Below are 16064 nucleotides of genomic sequence, written 5' to 3'. Positions count from 1 at the left end.
TGCACCATCAGCAACCACATTCCGCAGTTCTACCGGAATACCCAGCACCCCAACACAATCGACACCCGCCCATCATCGAAAGTGGGACAGAGCCAATTTCTAGTAGTCCCATCACCGCAGGCGCTCACCACCGTCCTCGCGGCGGCGACGCGCGCAGAATTCCGCTACGTCGTCATCGCCAGACCCGAGGACACCACCCACCTCGACCGGATCGAGGGCATCACCGTCGTCACTCCCACCGATCTGCGGGGAGTCCTGAGCTGGCTCGAGTCGCTGCCCAGTGACCGGTCCGCACCCACCCCGGCCTCACTGGAGTCGCCCGGGATGCGCATCGCCCACAACCTCGGTCCTGGCCGGGTCCGCGGAATGCGGGCAGCCCTCAACGGTTCCGGCAGCGACGATCCCCCGGTCACCAGCTGCGGCCACGCCGATCAGAACGGGCCACACATCGAGTTCATCACAGACAACAGCTGACCAATCCCGCGCCCGTGTGGCGCCCGCTGTCGAGGAGACCAGCATGGGTTCGATCGGGTTCCAGGTGCCGGCGTCGGCCGACACCCACCGCTTCGTCCTGGACAACCTGCGCGAACACCTGCGAGATGGACACCGCATCGTGGCCCACTGCCGCACCGCACTCGGCACCGGCCGCCACGGCGGCTGGTCCTATGCCCTCTACGCCGCGATCGCCGACGCCACCACTACACCGGTGACAGTGTCGGCGCACGTGCTGCTCTACCTGCGCCACCACCGCGGCGGTGTGTCCGAGGTCGTCGTCAAGCACCTGCACGAGACCGAGGGACCCGTCGATCACCAGGGCGTCACCCGCCGGGTCCTGGATGCGCTCACACCCACTGAGCACCCCGACGCCTGCCGGTGGCGCGCCGAAGCGATCCGCCACCACCGCGCCCTCGCTGACGCCAGACGCCGCGCCCGCGACGCGGTCGGCGCGGTCATCCGGTTGGACCGCACCTATACCTACGGCCACGGCATCGGTGCCGTACGGCAGGTCGTCGTGTGCTCCCCGACCCTCTGGCGGCGCGCCGAGATCACCGACTCCGGGACCGTGACCGATAGTCCCCTGATGCGCGCCGCCCCAGGGTGGGCACTGCGTGAATTCGAGATCCTGCGCGCACCAGAGCAATCCGCGCCACACACCCCACGATCCTGAAACCCGCCGACGCCATCCCGGAACGCCACGGCCGCACCAGCGCCCCGGCGCGGCCCGGGGGCGGATCCGTTTCTACATCCATCCCTTTCGCCGAACCCCTGCCTGGGGTGCGGCGTCTTTCCTGTGTTCGGAGGTTGATGCTGTCATGGGCAGACTCACTCGTGCCGAGGCCACCGCGCATCGCGAAGCCCTCGGGTTGGCCGGTCTGCGCCGGGACCTGGACGAGGAGGAGAAACGCTTCGTTCTCACCCACTTCCAGGAATCGGCAAGCCATGGCCATCCGCTCGGGGGCGCGTTCTTCACCCCGCAAGATCTGGCCGACTGCATGTCCCTGGATGTGGTCGGCAACCGGGTGATCGACCTGTGCGCCGGGATCGGTGCGCTCGCCTTCGCCTGCCGCAACCTGCGCGAGCAGTCCAACGGGCTGCCCGCGCGGGAATTGGTGTGCGTCGAAGCCAATCCCGAGTTCGTGGCGGTCGGAATGAAGCTGGTCCCGGAAGCCACATGGGTGTGCGCCGACGTGTTCGGCATCGGGCGGCAGCGGTGGCGGTTGTTCGACACCGCGATCGCCAACCCGCCCTTCGGCAACCATACCCGTAGCGGCAACGCTCCCGGCTACCGCGGACCGCGCTTCGAGTACCACGTGATCGCCTTGGCCTCGCACCTGGCCCGCCACGGCGTTTTTCTGGTGCCGCAAACGTCGGCGCCTTTCCACTACAGCGGAGGCCAGGGGATGCTCGACGGGCAGGGTGACGCCGAATACAAGCGTTTTTCCTCCAGCACCGGCATCGCTTTGGAGCCGGGGTGCAGTGTCGACACCGCCTTCCACGACCCGTACTGGCATCAGCGTCCGGTCCGCACCGAGATCGTGCTCACCGAGTTCTCCGGCACCGCCCTCGCGCGTCGCCGCCGCGCCCGCGCCGGCGGTGCCGTTGCGCTGGCCGCGCCGTGGGATCGCCCCGCCCGTGCCAGCTGACCACGCCCGCCCATTCTTACTCGCCGTTCGGACAGGAGTCTGGATTCATCATGCCCACACCAGGTTTCAGCCTCAGCACCAACACCAACACCACCGACTACGGGGCCTCCTACACCCTGTTCGCCACCGATGAGGCACCCCTGACCGGGCAGGTGTTCACCGACATGGGCGAACATCCGGTGCTGGTCGACGGGATACCCGAACGCCGGTCGATGGTGATCGTGCGGTTCTTCGGTCTGCGCTCCCACGGTGAAGCGCTGGGCAACCCGCGGGTGCTGGCACGGTTCGTTCCCGGCGAGCCCGGACGCGGCGCCGCGGCGGCGGTGTGCCTGGGTGAGCCCGGCCGCCTGCACCTCGATCTCGGCCACCCACTCACCACCGCCGACCCCGACCTGCGTGAACTCGTGGCCGACACGGTCATCGAGATCACCGCCGAGTTCCTCACCGACGACCGCGCGGCACGGCACCGCCACCACTGCGCCGACCAGCGCCGCCAGGACGCCGCCACCGCGCTGGCAGCCATTGATGTTCTCCAGCAGCGCGGCTATCAGCGTCTGGCCGCCGCGCGCGCCGAGGCCGACGCCTCCTGGGCGCTCGTGCAGACCCTGCGCCAGCAGAGCTGACCACCGCGCGACCGCTGCCCACCGCATCGCAGCCCCGAGGAGATTCGACAGTGACCGACACCGACCTGGCTCTCACCCCTGCGGTGTTGTCCGACCTGCGTGCCGTACTGGCCTACGCACAGATCGGCGAAGAACGCGACTACGCCGAATGCGACCCGCAGGCCCGAGCCCATCACATTCTCCACCCGATCCGGCGCCTGTCGGCGTGGCTCGACGGCGCCGCGGCGGCGGAGAAGTCCTTCGCCTATATCCAACAGGGCGGCGCGAGCAACGAGTACTACCTCCACTCCTTCGACACCGCAGCCGAAGCCGAAGCCGGACGCCTGGACTGCGCCGGACCCGACGGGGGTTGCTTCAGCACCACCGCGATCGTGGCGATCCCCGCGCTCACCAGCGACCAACTCGACGCCGTCGAACAACTCATCCAGCACATCGACAACCTCGCCTACGCCGCAGCCGACGACGACAGGCTCGACCCTGCCTCCTGAGCCCTTCGGGCTCCCAGCACGCCTGAGCACGCCCAACGGCCCCGCGCCGACCGGTCCCCACGCTCCCAACCCTGCACACGCGACACCCGTCATCCCGGTGGGTGTCGCGTGTCGTATCCATCTGTCCGAGAAGGGAATCACTGAAATGTCGATCGCTTCGACTGTGCGTCACGCCGAGCTGGGCGACCTCGTCGCCCTGCTCAACGATCAGCAGGCCGCCAAACTCGACGTCCTGGCCCCCGCGTCGGCTCTGCGCGCCTGCGACGGATTGATCGAGCTGGCCGGGGTCGAGCCGGTACTCGATGACCGCGGTGTCACCCCCGTCGACGGCCTGTACCGCCCGACCGGCGCGGCCGACTCACACCTGGGGTCGAAGTTGAAGATCCCCGCCGGATACCTCAAGTCGCTGCGCGAGATCCAGCGCACCGATCTCTACGACGCCAACATCAACGGCCTGCTCCACGGACCACAGGACCCGCGCCTGCCCGGCGGGCCGGACGAGCGCTCGTTCCTGCTGCGGTTGTTCACCTCCGGCAAGCCGGATGAGCCGGGGGTGTTGCGGGCGGTGCTCTCGGACCGGTACGGGATCATCGACAACCTCGATGTGCTGACCGCCGTCCTCGACGGCATCCGCCTGGCCGATACCGATGTCACGGTGCGCTCGTGTGACCTGTCGGAGTCCTCGATGCACTGCAAGGTGTACTCGCCGAAGATCCGCGCGCTCGCCCCGACGTTCTTGGAGAACTATCGGACTCCGTTCGCCAATCCCGAGCTCGAGGCCGAGCGCCGGCGCGTGGCCGGGCAGATCGAGACCGGTCGCCGCCTGGCCGCACGGGAAGGCCGCGGCTACCGGCCCGGTAGCGAGCCGGTGGTGTTCGCGGGGTTGCGGTTCTCCAATTCCGAGATCGGCCACCACGCGGTCACGTTGAAACCGGAACTGGTGGTGGAAATCTGCGGCAACGGCTTGACGTTGCCGTTGTTCGCGTTCACCAAACGCCACGTCGGGGACCGCCTCGAGATCGGTGGCACCCGCAGCTGGTCGCAGGACACCCAGCGCAAACGTCTCGCGGTCATCACCGCCGAAACCCGCGACAAGGTCTCGGAATGGATGTCGCCGGAGTTCCTCACCGCCCGCATCGGTGAACTCGAGCGCCACGCCGGGACACCGGTTACCCAGCCCGAACGCACCCTCGAGGTCATGAGCAAGAAGCTCGGATTCACCGAGGACGAACGCTCGGGGATCCTGTCGCACTTCATCGCCGGGGGACAGCTGACCGCGGCCGGGATCGCCAACGCGGTCACCAGCTACTCCCAGACCATCCCCGACCCCGACCGCGCCGACGACCTCGACGACCTGGCCCTCACCGCGATGACCCTCGTCTGAACCCGCCGGACGCATCCGCGGTCACTCGATCCCTCCCCTCCCTGTCCCCGCCCCTGTCGAAGGAGTTGTGCCTCATGGCCGAGACCACCGTTCTGACCCGCGCCGAGTTCGACACCGCCGAGCACTTCGGTGCCGCCGGCGCGGTCACCGCGCTCGCCGACGAGACCGTGGCCCGATGGCGCGAGCAGTTCCCGGACTGGAAAGCCAAGCACTGGGGCTACACCGACCCCGAAGCCCCGCACAGTGCCCGGCACCTGCGCCCTATCAACGTCGCCCCCCGCACCAAGAAGTAACCCACGACCCCAAGCGAGCGCCACCACCGGTGCCCCCGTGCCCTGCCCTGTCACTTCCGGAAGGAACATCTGCGCCCGTGACGAAAAAGAAGCGAAAACTGGTCCTGCCCGCGAGCTTCGACGCCGTCGAGGACATCCTGGGCCTTGACGCCGAAGGCTGCATCGTCATCAGGTTCGGCACCGACCACACGACGGTGCTGACCCCCTGCTGTCACGCCAGCGGTAAAGGCAGCAGCGATTCGATCTCCGGGGTCGTGTGCCGAGCCTGCTACCGGGAAGTACTCCACAAACACGGCGGCATCGACGCGGAGATCGCGATTGCCCGCGACGACCTCGACATCGTCATCGACGGCGCACCCCCGCACCCCGCAGAACCCGACCGCGGGTAGCCGCCACCACCAACTCCATCCATCGAAGTCCCCTCCCAAGAGGCAGGGACCGGCCAGTCCAAAGCTGGCCGGTCCCTGCCTCTTTCACGATAGGAGCCCATCTCGATGCCCACCGACACCGACACGCCCACCACCGACCCCGGCCCCGACATCGACGAGCAGGCCCTCGCCATCCACCCGGTACCCGGTTCCGATCCCGCCAACACCGATACCGGCGGCTCGGACACCGGCGAGACCGACGCCGACAGCGCCGGGGAACCCGGTTCCCTCGACGGGTTGTGCACGGGCCCGACCGTGGATCCCGCCGTGCTCGAGATCGATGAGAACGTGCGCAAGACCTTCCGGCTCGAGGACCACCCGGACGTCACCGACTCCATCCGCGAACACGGAGTGCGGGACCCGATCTTGGTGATCCGGATGCCCGACGGGCGCCTGGTGGTGCGTGACGGGCAGGTCCGTACCCTGACCGCGCTGGCCTGCGAGCTGCCCGAGGTCCCGGTCTACATCCGCGATTTCGACCCCAGCGTGGACACCAGCGAGGCCGAGATCGAGCGCATCACCGAACAGATCACCCTCAACGACCGCCGAATCCCGCTCACCAACAGCGACCGCGCCGCCGGCATCGCGCAGATGCTCGACCTCGGCGCCTCGGTCACCCGCGTGGCCAAGGCGTTGCAGACCAAACGCGACGAGGTCAAACTCGTCGGCAAGGTCGGCACCTCGCCCACCGCACGCAATCTGATCGACGACGACCAGTACGACCTGGCCCACGCTGCGGTCATCGCCGAATACGAGAACGTCGGCGACTACGACGCGGTCCGCCGACTGCTCAACGTCCGCAGCGGTCTGTTCGACTTCGAGGCCAACCGGATCGCCGCCGACCGCACCGAACAACGCGCCTACCTCGCCAACGCGCTGCCCTACGCCCAGGCCGGGCTCGGGATCCTCACCGACTACCCCGACCTCGATCACACCGACACCGAGTTGCTGTGCGCGGCCGAGCTCGTCGACGCCGACGGCAACGCCATCGAGTTTGCCGACATCGCCGCGAACCCCAGGGCGTGGCTGGTGTGGATCGACGTCGACCAGGAACAGGTATGGGTCGAGGTCGGCACCGGCCATCTCGTCGATCCCGACACCGTGGACTGGGACACCCGCGACCAGCCCGACGCCGCACCCGCCGAGGGGCTGCGCCACGCCCGCGAGGTCGAACAGCGCGACCAGCTGCTGCCCGAGTACTTCCTGCCCCGCGAGCTCCTCGAAACGACCGGGTTGCGTGAACGCGTCGACACCGAACCCGACACCGAGGACGACCCCGATACCGGTGATGCCGGTGAGGGCGAGGACTCCGGCGAGCGCGGTAGCCGTTTCGGTCAGGTCGACGCCGAGCAGGTCGCGGCCGAGCGTCAGGCCGCCGCCGAAGCCGACGCAGAGGCCGCGGCGCAGGCGGCGGAGATCGAACGGGCCGCGCGGCGGCGGGTGCGTGAACTCAACAAGCTCGGGTTGGCCGCCAAAGCGACCCGTATCGAGTTCGTGACCCGGCTGCTGGCCCGTCGTACTCCGCCCGCGCAGGCCGCGGTGTTCCTGACCCGGTCGATGCTGGCCGACCCGGGGCTGATCAGCGAGTATCACGCCTTCGACTCCGCGCTGAAGCTGCTGGGCATCGAGGGCTACCGGTCCCGCCACGCCATGCTCGACACCCTTGAGACCATCAAACCCGCCCGTGCCCAGGTCGTCGCGCTGGCGTTGGTGCTGGGGGGCTACGAGCACCGCGCCGACAAGGACCTGTGGCGCTACGCCGACTCCGCGGTCCGGCGCTACCTGAGCTTCCTGCGCGAACTCGGCTACCCCCTCGTCCCCGTTGAACTCGCCGCCCTCGGCGAGATCAAAGCCATCGACATCGACATCGACAACCCCACCGCCACCGGTCAACCCGCCGACCCGGACGCGGCCTCCGCCGACGCCGACGAGCAGGACCTCCCCGCAGCGGCCTGACCGCCACGCCCCGCGGCTCCCGGTGCGCCCGAACCCCCCTTTCGGGCGCACCAGGGCCGCTTGCCGTCTTCGCGGCAAAGCTTCGAGGAGTCAGTTGTGCGCACCCCTGATGAACCCACCATCGATACCCTGGCCCGTACCGACACCGGATATCGCGCTCGCAGCCTGTGCCTGGTCGACCACCAACCCGCCGACATCACCGTCACCGTCGACGGCGACGGCCGCTTCCGTCACAGCGTGCGCGTCTTCGATCAGATGAGCTTGTCTTGGCATCTGCTCCTGCGCGCCGACCACCTCGACTACCCGCCCCTGCCCACCGATCCCGACCACCTCGACACCCTTGAGGCGGTGCGCGAGCGCATGCGGGTCCTCCACACGACCGCGGTGTGGATCGCCCGCACCGCCCGCCACGTCGGGCCACGCTGGTGAGCACCACCACGGCGCGGGCGCTGGACCCGCACGCGGTGGGCCTGGATCTGCGGGTGGTGGCTCTCGACATCGCGGCGCGCGGGTGGCCGGTGTTCCCGATCCGGCCCGGCGCGAAGAAGCCGCCGGTGTTCAAACGCTGGCCCGAGCACGCCTCCACCGACCCGGCCCGCATCCACCGGTGGTGGAACGAGGATCCGGCCCGAAACGTCGCGATCGCGACCGGCCCGGCCCGGTTGTGCGTGATCGACCTCGACCCCCGCCACATGACCCCGCCCGCTACCGGATTCGCTGACGCTCTCACCCGGCTCGCCACCCGCTTGACCGCGCCGGTGCCGGTGACGTGGACGGTGGCGACCCCGCACGGCTGGCACCTCTACTACCAGGCTCCCGAGACGCCGCGGTTGCCGTGCAGCGTCGGCCGTCTCGGGGACGGGATCGACACCCGTGGGCACGGCGGCTACGTCATCGCGCCCGGCTCCCGGACGCGTCACGGTGACTACATTGTCGCCGCCGATCATCCCGTCACCGAGCTACCTGCCGAGCTCGCCGTCGTGCTCACCCCGCCACCACCCGCACCCGCGTCGCGATTGCCTGCTGCCGCGACCCATCCCGATGCCTACCTCGCGGCCATCCTCGCCGGGGAAGCCCACCGCGTCGCCACCGCGCGAGTCCATCTGCGCAACCACACCCTGTTCCGCTCCGCGCTCGTGTTGGGACGGCTGGTGGCCGCCGACGAGATCAGCGAACACCACGCCCACGCCGTGCTCACCGACGCCGCCGCCGTGCACGTCGGGGTCGAAGGGTTCACCACCGGCGAAGCCGAACGCACCATCGCCAACGGCCTGCGTTACTCCCGCAGCCGTCCCCGTTACCTGCGGCGATGACCGCCGCCAGCCCTGGAAGGAGACCACCGGTGCCGGATCCGAGCGTGGAGGTCGTGGGGATTCCGTGACCCGTCCTCGCAGACCTGGGTGTCGGTGTATGTCGACGGCGTCGCGGTGGAGGGCCGGTCGGTGGTGATCGACGCCGGTCACGGCTGGGAATGGGACGACTGGCGCGAATTCCGTGACGCCACCCTGGCCGAGGCGAGCAGCCCGGCCTGCCGCGCGGAACTGATCGACGCCTTCGACGACCCGCCCGGCGGTGAATACGTGCTCGGCCGCGGCCGCACGCACTGGCTCGACGGGGTCGATCCCGAGGATCGACTCCCCTCCCGCTATCGGCTCACCGGACCGCGGGCGGTCGCGGTCACCGTGCCCGCCGCCACCGATATCGACGCCTTCGCGTTGACGTATCTGCGCGAGCACCTGCCCGAGGGGCACCGTCTGCTCCACCACGACCGCACCCCGGCCGTCGACGCGGTCGCGACCTGGGTCACGACGAGCTGGGAGACGGTGTTGACATCGGCGATCGCCGATGTCACCGGCGAGACCACCGCCCACCAGCTGCTCTACCGCGCCGCCCGCGGGACCGACACCGGCCGGGTTCGGGTCGAACTGGCCCACCGCCACGAAATCGAGGGCAGCGACTACTACCGCGGACTGGACCCGCGACTATTCACCCCGCTCACCCCCCGCCACCCGCAGCCGCGCGCGTCTGGCGGCACCTGGTCCAGCAATTCGCCGCACCACCGGCCACCAGCTCCACCGGGAAGGACACCTCACCACGATGACCTCGGCCCACTTGTGGTTCCGCCGCGCCGACGTACTCGACCTCGCCGAGCACGCCATGGCCGCCGCCGGCCACTCCCATCCGCCCTTCGACGAATCCGCCGTCGGGTCGCCGTCGCTGATCTGGGTCAAAGACGACGGGATCTACCTGGTCAGCAACGGCCTGCCCCACCAACCACCCACCGATACCGATCACCCGGACAGCAAGATGCATGTCGTCTACGCCCACGGCCACGGCCCCGGCACCCACTGGCATCACGGCCCGCCGCTGGGCGACGACTTCGTCGAATACCTGCCGCTGACCGCGCCCCTCGCCCAGGACGCAACGCCGTTGATCGACCTCCTGCGCGGCACCGACACCGACACCGCCGCCTGGCTCGTCATCACCGTGGAGCCGGACGCCGCCTACGTCGAACTCCGTGACACCGGACCCTCCTGAGATCTAGACATCGCGGAATACCACGCAGCGGGCGAGTCCGGCCAGTGTCCGCCCACCCGTGGCGGTTCGTCTCCTTCACCGCTGCCCCTCGACCACCCCGAGTCTGGAGTACCCGCATGCCCGATCGGACCCCGAATCCGTTGACCGTTGACCCGGCCTCGCGATCGCCGGTAGACGCCGTCGCCGCAGCCGGTGCGGGCCTGCGTCTCCAGTTCTGTCGCGGCGACGACGATCTCACCGCCCACCCTGCCGCCGACACCGATGCGACCGAGGTCCGGCTCTGGGGCGGCGAGTTGGTACTGGCTGCGGTCACCCACGATCCCGCCGGATGGGCCTACGCCGGAGGTGACTGCGGGCACCGGATCCCCGACGAGCACCTGCATGCCCGGTTCAGCGACTGGCGCCATGCCTTGCACGCCCTCACCGGCATCACCATTCCACCCGAATGAGGCCCCGCCACAGCCGAATCCGGTGAGCGGGCCTGTCCTCGGCACGCCGCTCAGTCCACCACTTTCGAGGAGGACGTCATGCATACAATCGCCACGGTCTCCGAACGCGGCTGCGAGCGTGGGCGATCCTGGCCCGCGCCGCACTCGACCCCACCAACGCCGCCCGCGCGCACGCGGCCACCCGATCGGCAGGAACGGACGTCGAGGATGCCGCCGAGGAGATCGGCTCGCTTGCGGCCGGACCCGGTTCGCGGGGGTCGGTGGCCGAGCTCGCCGCTCGCGATCTCGACCGGGCCGAGCGAGTCGGTGCGTGGTTGCTCACCCGCGACGACCCCGCCTGGACCGGACTGGGATTCAACGACTTGGATTCTCCCGGCGGACGGCACCTGGACGCGCCGGTGGCGGTCTGGGTGCGCGGCACCATCGAGGCGGTCTCGGTCCTGACCCGCGTTGGTGTCATCGGCACGCGAGCGGTCTCGCCGCGCGGTGCCCGCATCACCGGCGAGATCGCGGGCGCGTTGGCAGTGCGGGGTGTGCACATGGTCAGTGGTGGCGCCTATGGCGTGGATGTCCTGGCCCATCAGGCCGCGCTCGACCACGGCGTGCCGACCACGATCGTGTCCGCGGCCGGGATCGACCGCGTCTATCCCACCGCGCACGCCGAGGGGTTCGACGCAGTCGCCGAGACCGGCGCGATCGTCTCGGAATACCCGCCCGGTGAGGGGATCGACCGTTCGCGGTTGCTGGCCCGTAATCGCCTGGTCGTGGCGATGTCCCGGCAACTGGTGATCCCCGCGGCCGGACTGCGCTCGGGCACCCTGTCCACCGCGCGGTGGGCGCGGCGGCTGCACCGCCCGGTGCTGGCCGTGCCCGGCTCCGCCGCCACCTCGCGGGGCTGTCACCAACTGATCGGCGACGGCCACGCCCGCCCCGTGCACTCGGTCACCGACGTCCTCGCCGCGCTCGACGAGACCGCCGAACCCGAGCCCCGCCACCCGCTCGGCGACGACCCGCGTATCGACACCGGCCATCACCAGCTCGGTGGCCCACCCGCGCGCTGACCCGCGCGGGCCGGGGCTGGTTCACGCGTGGTCCTCGGTCCACGCGAATTCATCTGTCCCTGTTGATCATCGACTTGCGAGGAGAACTGTTATGGCCGGAGACACCGTCATCACCGTGATAGGGAATCTGACGGCGGACGTCGAGCTGAGATTTACGCCCGCGGGTGTCGCGGTCGCGAATTTCACCGTCGCGTCCACCCCGCGATATTTCGACCGCAACTCCAACCAGTGGAAGGACAGTGAAGCGCTGTTCCTGCGGTGCAGCCTCTGGCGAGAGGCCGCCGAGAACGCCGCGGAGTCGCTGATTATCTAGATCTCACCGCGCATAATCACGGTTTATCAGTGTGTTTCCGGCGTGGACATGTCCATGTCGAGAGGGTTAGATGCACCACTGCCTAGAGTCGAGTCGCTGTCGGCAAATCATCGGCAACTAGTAGAAGGAGTTGGTCATAGCTGGATAGACGATCGCCACTGCCATCAGGAAACCGACGTTTCGCAAAGCATCAGATCGTCGCGACTTTCACCTCATGGCTACGATGGAAAAAATTGCGAGAGCAACTACCGCACACAGTTGCGCCACGGCGGAAAAAAATAGAAGGCGATACTTTTTGCACGTGCCAGATCGCAAGGAGTCAATGGTGTCGGCATTCCAGCTGACGATATCTCTTCGATTGTACTCCTCATTGCGTTCCCAATTTTTTTTCTTTGAGAGTTTCCTCAACATCTCAATCTCGGTAACCCGAATTCGCCTAGACCATCCAGCACACACACCCAACAGAGCCGCGGACAGAAGTGACAACAGTGCAAATATAAGCGCAACTGCGGCCACCCCAGAAGGGGCGTAGTCCTTACCTTTCAATATGACAATAACTGCGAGAACGACTGTCGCCAACCCCGTTGATCCAGTCACTGTCGCGGCGGCGCGTGCATCTGCAGCGTTTCGACGCGCATACTCGTGGTCGAGCTCGCTCTGCACGAACTTCGCCCACTCAACGCCATTCTCGCCCATAGGATTCGTTCCCTATCCGAGCTCCTTCTCTGGACGTCGATGCAGCATACGGTCTGCAAGATCTTTTATGAAGCCCTTCGTGCGGTGGATCGTATCAGGCTTCCGTATAAGAGGTTGCCATTCCCCCTTCTTTGACTTCTTTGTATCACTCTTCTTATTGCCGCTCTTCTTTCCGGCATCCGAGGCTCGATTCATTTCTCCATCCCTGTCCGGAGGTTACATTTAACCACATCGTCTCACTGCCCGAAAGGCTTCCACAAGGGCATGCAATTGTGTCCGCATTGACACCCAATTAATATGGAAACGGCGCCATCCTGAAATCTCGCCGAAAATTAAACCTCCCAGAGGCATAGAACGTCACGGAAACGGTTACTATTTAGATCCCATGGGCCGGATCGCTGTGTAGCAGCGCGTTTTCGGTGTCGACATGTCTATGTCGAGCGGGTTCGACATCTCGGCGATCCGGGAGAGAGCCCTGTCAGCAAATCATTGGCGTCTTGCAGAAGGAGTTGGTCATGGCTGGAGAAACGGTCATTACTGTCATCGGGAACCTGACCGCTGACCCGGAGTTGAGGTTCACGCCATCAGGAGCGGCAGTAGCAAATTTCACCGTCGCCTCGACACCTCGGGTTTTCGATCGGAATGCGAACGAGTGGAAAGACGGCGACGCCCTGTTCTTGCGCTGCAACGTTTGGCGCGAGGCCGCGGAGAATGCAGCAGAGAGCCTGACCAGGGGCTCACGTGTCATAGTGAGTGGCCGATTGAAGCAGCGTTCGTATGAGACCCGCGAGGGCGAGAAGCGCACCGTCGTCGAACTCGATATCGACGAGATCGGTCCGTCCTTGCGCTATGCGACGGCGAAAGTTTCTCGGGTCAATCGCAACGGTCGCGGCACTGCGCCCGCTGCTGGCGGCGGATTCACCAGCACGGCTGGGAGCGACGATCCGTGGGGGTCTGCCGTTACCCGCGGAGATGGCGGGTTCGCTGGTGTGGGGGCAGGCTTCAACGGCGACGAACCCGGGTTCTGACGCTCTCGACGACGTCGCGCTCAGCTGGAAGGGCAACGGTCAGCGCGGCTGTGCGCGTTGTGTAGCGCGCGGATCTCGCCGTAGGCGACTTCGAGTTGTTCGGTGAGTTGGGTGATCTGCTGGCGTAGTTGCTTGTTGCGTTTGTCGGCTGCTTCCAGGCGCGTCCGCAATGATTCCACCGACGCTCGGTTCGTGTGACTGGAGGCTGTATCGCGTTGGCGGAGGGTGTCTATCGCGTCGACGAGGTCGGGTTGGGTGTAGAGCCACGATCGTGAGACACCGGCGGTCTTGGCGATGCCCGCGACGGTGGCCGCGCGGTCTTTGTGCCGGGCTGCCGAGGTGATCGCGGCTTCGGCGCGGCGCCGGGCGTCTTCGCGGCGGCGCTGGGTCGCTTCCAGGAGGTATCGGGTGTTGTCAGCCGGTGGCATCGAGGTCTTGGACCTTTCCTCCGGCCAGGATCTGGCCGGTCTCGACGGATTCGAGCGCGCCGATGATGGCGTCGAGCTTGTTCAGGGTCCGGGTGTTCTTCTCCGCCACCCTCGCCAGGCCCGCGGACTCGGCGTCGCTGATCATGCGGTGGGTGTCCTGGCGTTGGCGGCGGTGTTGATCGAGGAAGTCGGTGGTGGTGATAAAGAACCGGCAGTCCAGACACGGATTGGCGTATTCGCAGTCGGTTTGGACCGGTGCGCCGCAATAGCCGTTGGGCAGAGTGACTTTCGCGCGCACTATGCTCAGCTTCGCCCAGGCCGCCTCGGCGAGTGGATGATCGGCGGCGATCGTCGCCGGGCGCCCGTCGGCGTCGACTTTGACGGCTTTGAGCCAGTGCTCGCGCAGCGTGTCGTTGTGCAGTCGGGCATAGACCGCGGTCATGTCCGGTGACATGTGATCCAGCAGCGCCTGGACGACCGGCTGGGGGACCTCGGCGTTGATCAGCCTGGTGCCCAGTGTGTGTCGGAATTGATGGAAGGTCACCCGGACCGGCCGCTGATGTTCATCGACGAGCGCCAATTGTTGCAGCCAGCGATCCAGCTGGTCGCGTAGTCGAGTGCTACTGGCGTATCGGCTGCCGTCGATGTTGCTGTGGATCGCGGGGAACAACCACGGCGATCCGTCCGGGAACCGTTCGAGCACTGCCCGCTGCTGAGCAGCGATCTTGCCTGCCAGATCGTCGGAGAGAGGGAAGAACGCGGGCCGGTCGGCCATCTTGCGGTTGAGCCAGGCCAGGTAGGGGTTGGCGTCCTCGTCACGCACGACGCACTCGAACGGCAGAGTCCGCGCGTCCTTGAGCCGCAGTCCGCAGTTGATGAGGATCTCGATGATCAGGCGGCCGTCCGGCGACGGGAACTGCTCCAGAGACCGTGGGGACTCGATCTGGCGCATGATGTGTTCGGCGATGAAGCGCGGCTTGGGATGGGAACGTTCGGGCATGTCGTCGTGGATGAGCGCGTTGCGCGGCAACTCCAGCTGCCACTCGTGGCGGTGGACATCAGCGAGGAACCCGCTGATCGAGGCGATCATCGCGCCCCGGGTGACCGGATCGGGGACCTTGGTCTGCAACCAGGCCAGCCACCCCTCGAGGCGAGCGCGGGTCAACTCCGCCGGTGCCGCCCCCTCGCCGACCGCGTCGACGAGGTATTCCGACAGCAGTCGGCAGGCTCGCAGGTTGATCGCGACCGTCGAGGGATTCAGCTCACGAGTCAGTCGCCATCGGCACCAGCGCCGAACCAGTTCGTTGAGCCAGCCCAAAGTGATGCCGCCGAACCGCAGGCGCCGGACGTCGGCGGTGTTCAGTCCGAGGTGTTTGAGGTCCCATTGTTGGCGAGGGTATTGATCGGCCCACGGATCCGCCTCGATCAGCAACGCCCGCAACTCGAATCGGGTGTCCTTGATGAACGCCAGCGACAAGGTGTCGTAGTTCGCGGGCTTCGGGCGGCAGAACGCCTTCCACCGCGCATCGTCCCAATCCAGCAGACTGCGCACCCCGGCAGCGCGGATCCAGGTGAGCGCTTTGGTCACCACCCGCGGCGCGGTGTGCTGATGTCCCAACTCGTGACGACGTTGCAACCCGTAACCGACCTCCAGCCGCAGCGCCCCGCTCAGATCGTCCAGACGGACATGGGGATGACGGATCCGTTCGACGTGGACGAACCACTCCTGCAACGCCATCCGCCCGCTACGGCGCCAGCTCTCGTAGTGAGCGCGACACAGTTTCGTGCTCGGGCCGTCGGTTGTCAACAACTCGTGAAGGCTGACCCTCAGTCGAATTTTTGATTCTGACCCCCGGGGTCAATTTTGACGAGTTGGTAGGGGTCGGTTTTGGTGTGTTCAGTCGGTTGCGGCGCGGTTCTCTTTGGCGAGCAGGGCGCGGCGTTGGCGGGTGCGGTAGGAGTCGCCGGTGAGGGTGAGGACCTCGGCGTGGTGGACGAGGCGGTCGATCATGGCTGCGGCGACGACGTCGTCGGAGAAGGTTTCGCCCCAGCGCCCGAACGGCAGGTTCGAGGTGACCATGATCGAGCCCTGCTCGTAGCGGGAGGCGACCAGTTGGAAGAACAGGTTCGCCGCGTCTTGGTCGAAGGGGATGTAGCCGACCTCATCAATCTATACCGAACTCGGCATAGATCGACCTATGCCGAGACTGGGACTATGCCGCGCCGATCGCCACA

At 67.2% G+C, this 16064-nt stretch carries 19 protein-coding genes and 2 pseudogenes; 16 read left to right on the top strand and 5 right to left on the bottom strand.

What is annotated here, in order from left to right; all coding sequences use genetic code 11:
• The 11 genes from ACIHAX_RS32420 to ACIHAX_RS32370 form a co-directional block, all read left to right on the top strand.
• The coding region (locus ACIHAX_RS32420) for a hypothetical protein (RefSeq protein ID WP_397281403.1) at positions 1 to 474 on the top strand (474 nt) is incomplete at its 5' end.
• Between the two features lie 43 nt (positions 475 to 517).
• Entirely contained in the window at positions 518 to 1168 is a 651-nt protein-coding gene (locus ACIHAX_RS32415) for a hypothetical protein (RefSeq protein WP_364434506.1), read from the top strand.
• 145 nt (positions 1169 to 1313) lie between these two features.
• Positions 1314 to 2144, top strand: coding sequence for a methyltransferase (locus tag ACIHAX_RS32410; protein WP_364434503.1), 831 nt, complete (start codon positions 1314 to 1316; stop codon positions 2142 to 2144).
• 50 nt (positions 2145 to 2194) lie between these two features.
• Positions 2195 to 2767 (top strand): hypothetical protein, encoded by a 573-nt coding sequence (locus ACIHAX_RS32405; protein WP_043736941.1) that lies wholly within the window; start codon positions 2195 to 2197, stop codon positions 2765 to 2767.
• 50 nt (positions 2768 to 2817) lie between these two features.
• Positions 2818 to 3255, top strand: coding sequence for a hypothetical protein (locus ACIHAX_RS32400; RefSeq protein ID WP_364434498.1), 438 nt, complete (start codon positions 2818 to 2820; stop codon positions 3253 to 3255).
• 145 nt (positions 3256 to 3400) lie between these two features.
• A complete protein-coding gene (locus ACIHAX_RS32395) occupies positions 3401 to 4639 on the top strand; it encodes a hypothetical protein (protein WP_043736945.1) in 1239 nt (412 codons plus the stop codon).
• A 74-nt stretch (positions 4640 to 4713) separates the two neighbouring features.
• Positions 4714 to 4932 carry a hypothetical protein gene (locus ACIHAX_RS32390; RefSeq protein WP_364434494.1) on the top strand — a complete coding sequence of 73 codons (219 nt, stop codon included), beginning with the start codon at positions 4714 to 4716 and terminating at the stop codon, positions 4930 to 4932.
• A 77-nt stretch (positions 4933 to 5009) separates the two neighbouring features.
• Positions 5010 to 5321 carry a hypothetical protein gene (locus ACIHAX_RS32385; protein WP_364434492.1) on the top strand — a complete coding sequence of 104 codons (312 nt, stop codon included), beginning with the start codon at positions 5010 to 5012 and terminating at the stop codon, positions 5319 to 5321.
• Positions 5322 to 5426: 105 nt separating this feature from the next.
• On the top strand, positions 5427 to 7316 hold the full coding sequence (locus ACIHAX_RS32380; RefSeq protein ID WP_364434490.1) for a ParB N-terminal domain-containing protein: 1890 nt from the start codon (positions 5427 to 5429) through the stop codon (positions 7314 to 7316).
• 96 nt (positions 7317 to 7412) lie between these two features.
• Positions 7413 to 7745 carry a hypothetical protein gene (locus tag ACIHAX_RS32375; RefSeq protein WP_043736954.1) on the top strand — a complete coding sequence of 111 codons (333 nt, stop codon included), beginning with the start codon at positions 7413 to 7415 and terminating at the stop codon, positions 7743 to 7745.
• Positions 7742 to 8629 (top strand): bifunctional DNA primase/polymerase, encoded by an 888-nt coding sequence (locus ACIHAX_RS32370; protein WP_051047301.1) that lies wholly within the window; start codon positions 7742 to 7744, stop codon positions 8627 to 8629. The genes ACIHAX_RS32375 and ACIHAX_RS32370 overlap by 4 nt, the downstream gene beginning before the upstream one ends.
• Before the next feature lie 332 nt (positions 8630 to 8961).
• Here ACIHAX_RS32370 and ACIHAX_RS32365 read toward each other — a convergent pair whose 3' ends face one another.
• Positions 8962 to 9168, bottom strand: coding sequence for a hypothetical protein (locus tag ACIHAX_RS32365; RefSeq protein WP_364434486.1), 207 nt, complete (start codon positions 9166 to 9168; stop codon positions 8962 to 8964).
• A gap of 245 nt (positions 9169 to 9413) precedes the next feature.
• On the opposite strand from ACIHAX_RS32365, the gene ACIHAX_RS32360 reads away from it, so the two are divergent.
• The 4 genes and pseudogenes from ACIHAX_RS32360 to ssb form a co-directional block, all read left to right on the top strand.
• Positions 9414 to 9854, top strand: a complete 441-nt coding sequence (locus ACIHAX_RS32360; protein WP_364434483.1) for a hypothetical protein — start codon at positions 9414 to 9416, stop codon at positions 9852 to 9854.
• 116 nt (positions 9855 to 9970) lie between these two features.
• The gene (locus tag ACIHAX_RS32355; protein ID WP_364434480.1) at positions 9971 to 10303 is read left to right on the top strand and encodes a hypothetical protein; all 333 of its coding nucleotides are present in this window, start codon (positions 9971 to 9973) and stop codon (positions 10301 to 10303) included.
• Positions 10304 to 10563: 260 nt separating this feature from the next.
• The gene (locus ACIHAX_RS32350; RefSeq protein ID WP_364434477.1) at positions 10564 to 11364 is read left to right on the top strand and encodes a DNA-processing protein DprA; all 801 of its coding nucleotides are present in this window, start codon (positions 10564 to 10566) and stop codon (positions 11362 to 11364) included.
• Between the two features lie 91 nt (positions 11365 to 11455).
• A pseudogene (gene ssb / locus ACIHAX_RS32345) lies at positions 11456 to 11668 on the top strand (single-stranded DNA-binding protein); the annotation flags it as partial.
• A 216-nt stretch (positions 11669 to 11884) separates the two neighbouring features.
• Here ssb and ACIHAX_RS32340 read toward each other — a convergent pair.
• Positions 11885 to 12373, bottom strand: coding sequence for a hypothetical protein (locus ACIHAX_RS32340; protein WP_364434474.1), 489 nt, complete (start codon positions 12371 to 12373; stop codon positions 11885 to 11887).
• A 515-nt stretch (positions 12374 to 12888) separates the two neighbouring features.
• Here ACIHAX_RS32340 and ACIHAX_RS32335 point away from each other — a divergent pair.
• Complete coding sequence (locus ACIHAX_RS32335) at positions 12889 to 13401, top strand: single-stranded DNA-binding protein (protein ID WP_364434471.1); 513 nt, start codon at positions 12889 to 12891, stop codon at positions 13399 to 13401.
• Positions 13402 to 13421: 20 nt separating this feature from the next.
• Here ACIHAX_RS32335 and ACIHAX_RS32330 read toward each other — a convergent pair whose 3' ends face one another.
• From ACIHAX_RS32330 to ACIHAX_RS32320, 3 genes and pseudogenes are all read right to left on the bottom strand, one after another.
• Positions 13422 to 13829 (bottom strand): DUF6262 family protein, encoded by a 408-nt coding sequence (locus ACIHAX_RS32330; RefSeq protein ID WP_364434468.1) that lies wholly within the window; start codon positions 13827 to 13829, stop codon positions 13422 to 13424.
• Positions 13816 to 15639 carry a tyrosine-type recombinase/integrase gene (locus tag ACIHAX_RS32325; RefSeq protein ID WP_364434464.1) on the bottom strand — a complete coding sequence of 608 codons (1824 nt, stop codon included), beginning with the start codon at positions 15637 to 15639 and terminating at the stop codon, positions 13816 to 13818. The genes ACIHAX_RS32330 and ACIHAX_RS32325 overlap by 14 nt, the downstream gene beginning before the upstream one ends.
• 87 nt (positions 15640 to 15726) lie before the next feature.
• Positions 15727 to 15999 (bottom strand): annotated as a pseudogene (locus ACIHAX_RS32320) (ATP-binding protein); the annotation flags it as partial.
• Positions 16000 to 16064 lie beyond the last annotated feature (65 nt).

Source organism: Nocardia sp. NPDC051929 (assembly GCF_044548645.1).
Classification (GTDB): Bacteria; Actinomycetota; Actinomycetes; order Mycobacteriales; family Mycobacteriaceae; genus Nocardia; species Nocardia sichangensis.
This window is presented reverse-complemented; position numbering and strand designations above follow the sequence as displayed.